2 protein-coding genes and 1 pseudogene are annotated in these 2,715 nt (G+C 33.8%); 1 reads left to right on the top strand and 2 read right to left on the bottom strand.

What is annotated here, in order from left to right:
* Window positions 1-318, bottom strand: a pseudogene (locus PHC28_RS17980) (hypothetical protein); the annotation flags it as partial.
* A 225-nt stretch (window positions 319-543) separates the two neighbouring features.
* The gene (locus PHC28_RS17975) at window positions 544-1,125 is read right to left on the bottom strand and encodes a tRNA-(ms[2]io[6]A)-hydroxylase (RefSeq protein ID WP_300103756.1); all 582 of its coding nucleotides are present in this window, start codon (window positions 1,123-1,125) and stop codon (window positions 544-546) included.
* A gap of 109 nt (window positions 1,126-1,234) precedes the next feature.
* Between PHC28_RS17975 and PHC28_RS17970 the strand changes: the two genes are divergently transcribed.
* Window positions 1,235-2,482: a glycosyltransferase gene (locus tag PHC28_RS17970; RefSeq protein WP_300103754.1), complete on the top strand. Its 1,248-nt coding sequence runs from the start codon at window positions 1,235-1,237 to the stop codon at window positions 2,480-2,482.
* Window positions 2,483-2,715: the final 233 nt, after the last annotated feature.

Genomic DNA, 2,715 nt, shown 5'->3' with positions numbered 1-2,715 from the left:
GCTACAAATCCAAACTTCGCCAACCAAAACATTTTTTACAACAATTTTATTTTTCCCTTTTATGGATAATAGATAGGGTCCGCCCGCATTTTCAGCATCTAAACGAATAATCCATTTTCCGTTTTTGTCAGCTTTCGTGGTTTTTGTTTGCTTATTGAATTGGACTTCGATTTTCTCATTAGCATCAGCCCAACCCCAAACCGGAATCAATTTATTTCTTTGCAAAACCATATCATCGGCAAATAATTTGGGCAAACGAACATTGGCATTGGCACAAATACTGAATGCCAATAATAGAAATAATAACTGCTTTTTCATTTTTAAAAATTGTTGTTTAGAAGTAAAATAGGCCGTTGAACCTAATTCAAATTATTGATTTTTAACGCATAGAAACATAGTTTTTGTTAATTAAATAAAGACGTTTCACTTAATTAAAGTTAATCATAGCTATGAGAAACCAAGACCCGAGCGATAGCGAACAGGCGAAGCAATTGGTCTATCTCATTCTTTTTTCTATGATTCTATGTGTTTAATTTTATTTTATTAGCCGTGAACGGTTTCTTTTTTTCCGTAGTTTGTGATAAGTTCGCCTTCAAAATCTATCCATTCTTGCCAACGTTTGTCCACATCGACTTTTTCGGAATATTTTCTGGCGAAACGTAAGAACGTAGTGTAATGTCCAGCTTCGCTTATCATTAATTCTTTATAAAATGCAGCCAATTCTTTGTCTTCAATATTTTGGGATAATACTTTAAAACGCTCGCAGCTTCTAGCTTCAATCATTGCAGAGAAAAGTAATCTGTCGACAAAGGCGTCGTTTCGACTTCCATCTTTTTTCAAAAACTTGAAAAGTTCATTCACATAATGGTCCTTTCTTTCTCTTCCTAAAATTAATCCTCGTTCCTTTATAATGTTGTGAACTCTTTGAAAATGCTCAATTTCTTCTTTGGCAATTTCTAATAAATCAGTCACTAAATCGACGTGTTCCGAATTATAAGTGATGATGGTAATGATATTTGTTGCTGCTTTTTGTTCGCACCAAGCGTGATCAGTCAATATTTCTTCAATATTTGATTCAACGATATTTACCCATTTTGGGTCGGTGGCTAATTTTAATCCTAACATTTTTCTGTATTTATGGGAATTGAATTGTAAAAATACAGCTTTTATTTGTTGTTGTATGGATTGATTTGCGGTTTATTTTCCTTATTTTGCATCTTATTAAAGTAGTTTTATGATTCCAAATCAACGTGTTTTAATTCTTGGATTTGTTTGGCCTGAACCTAATTCTTCTGCCGCAGGAGGAAGAATGGTGCAATTAATTTCCATTTTCAAAGAGCAAGGTTTCGATGTTACTTTTGCTAGTTCCGCTTCGGATAGTGATTATATGATTGACCTTGAATCGTTGACGGTCACTAAGAAATCTATTGCATTAAATTGTTCTAGTTTCGACGTTTTTGTTAAAGAATTGAATCCTACAATCGTTTTGTTCGACCGTTTTATGATCGAAGAACAATTTGGCTGGCGCATTGCTGAAAATTGCCCAGATGCGTTACGAATATTAGATACTGAAGATTTACATTGTTTGCGTTTGGCACGCCAAAAAGCATTCAAGGAAAACCGAAAATTCACTACCGACGACTTATTGGTTGAAGATGTTGCCAAAAGAGAAATAGCCAGTATTTTACGTTGTGATATTTCGTTTATGATTTCTGAATATGAAATGGAATTGCTGCAATCTGTTTTCAAAATAGAGGCAAATTTATTGTATTATTTGCCTTTGTTGTTGGAGCCAATTGACTATTCCTTTATCCAAAATTTGCCTACTTTTGAAGAGCGGCAGCACTTTGTTTTCATTGGAAATTTCCTCCACGAACCAAATTGGAATGCAGTCCAACATTTAAAAGAAACTATTTGGCCACTTATCAGAAAGCAAATGCCCGAAGCGGTTTTGCAAATTTATGGTGCTTATCCTTCGCAAAAAGTACTGCAATTGCACAAACCAAAAGAAGGTTTTCATATTATGGGTCGTGCTAATGACGCTCAAGAAGTGGCGCGAAATGCCCGAGTGGTTTTAGCTCCTCTGCGTTTTGGTGCTGGAATAAAAGGGAAATTGGTTGAAGCAATGCAATGTGGAACGCCAAGCGTAACGACAACTATTGGGGCTGAATCTATGTGTGGCGATTTGCCTTGGAATGGCTTTATTACTGATGACCCTCAAGTTTTTGCAGATAAAGCGATAGAATTATATCAAGACAGTAACCTTTGGCTAAAAACCCAAGAAAATGGTTTTGAAATTATAGCAAGACGTTATTTAAAATCTTTATTTGAAAAAGATTTTATGCAGCATATTTTAAAAGTACAAACCAATTTAAAACCACATAGATTGCATAATTTTATGGGAACAATGCTGCAACATCATACTTTGACGAGTACTAAATATATGTCACGTTGGATAGAGGAGAAGAATAAGAAGATTTAGGAATTTTCTTGAAAATATTTCATTAAATTTGCTTGTCGCAAGCATCAAAAACATAAACTTACAATTTTTTATAAAAATAATAATATGAGAAAATTTTTAAGTATTTTAGTAATTGTATTTATAATTCCTTTTTTAGGTTCTACTGGGTTTTGTGTGAATAGCCGTCAAGGTTTCCATGAAAAAATAGAATGGCTGTTCTAAAATTTTGTTTATTTCTATATCCACGACCTATT

Origin of the sequence: Flavobacterium sp. (assembly GCF_028712645.1) — a bacterium.
GTDB lineage: Bacteria > Bacteroidota > Bacteroidia > Flavobacteriales > Flavobacteriaceae > Flavobacterium.
Note: the sequence above shows the minus strand (reverse complement) of the source record. Positions and strands in the feature narration are given on the sequence as shown.

Bases quoted from the DNA above. Each gene is read 5' to 3' on its own strand.
- PHC28_RS17975 (WP_300103756.1), bottom strand. From the start codon at position 1,125: ATGTTAGGATTAAAATTAGCCACCGACCCAAAATGGGTAAATATCGTT.
- PHC28_RS17970 (WP_300103754.1), top strand. From the start codon at position 1,235: ATGATTCCAAATCAACGTGTTTTAATTCTTGGATTTGTTTGGCCTGAA.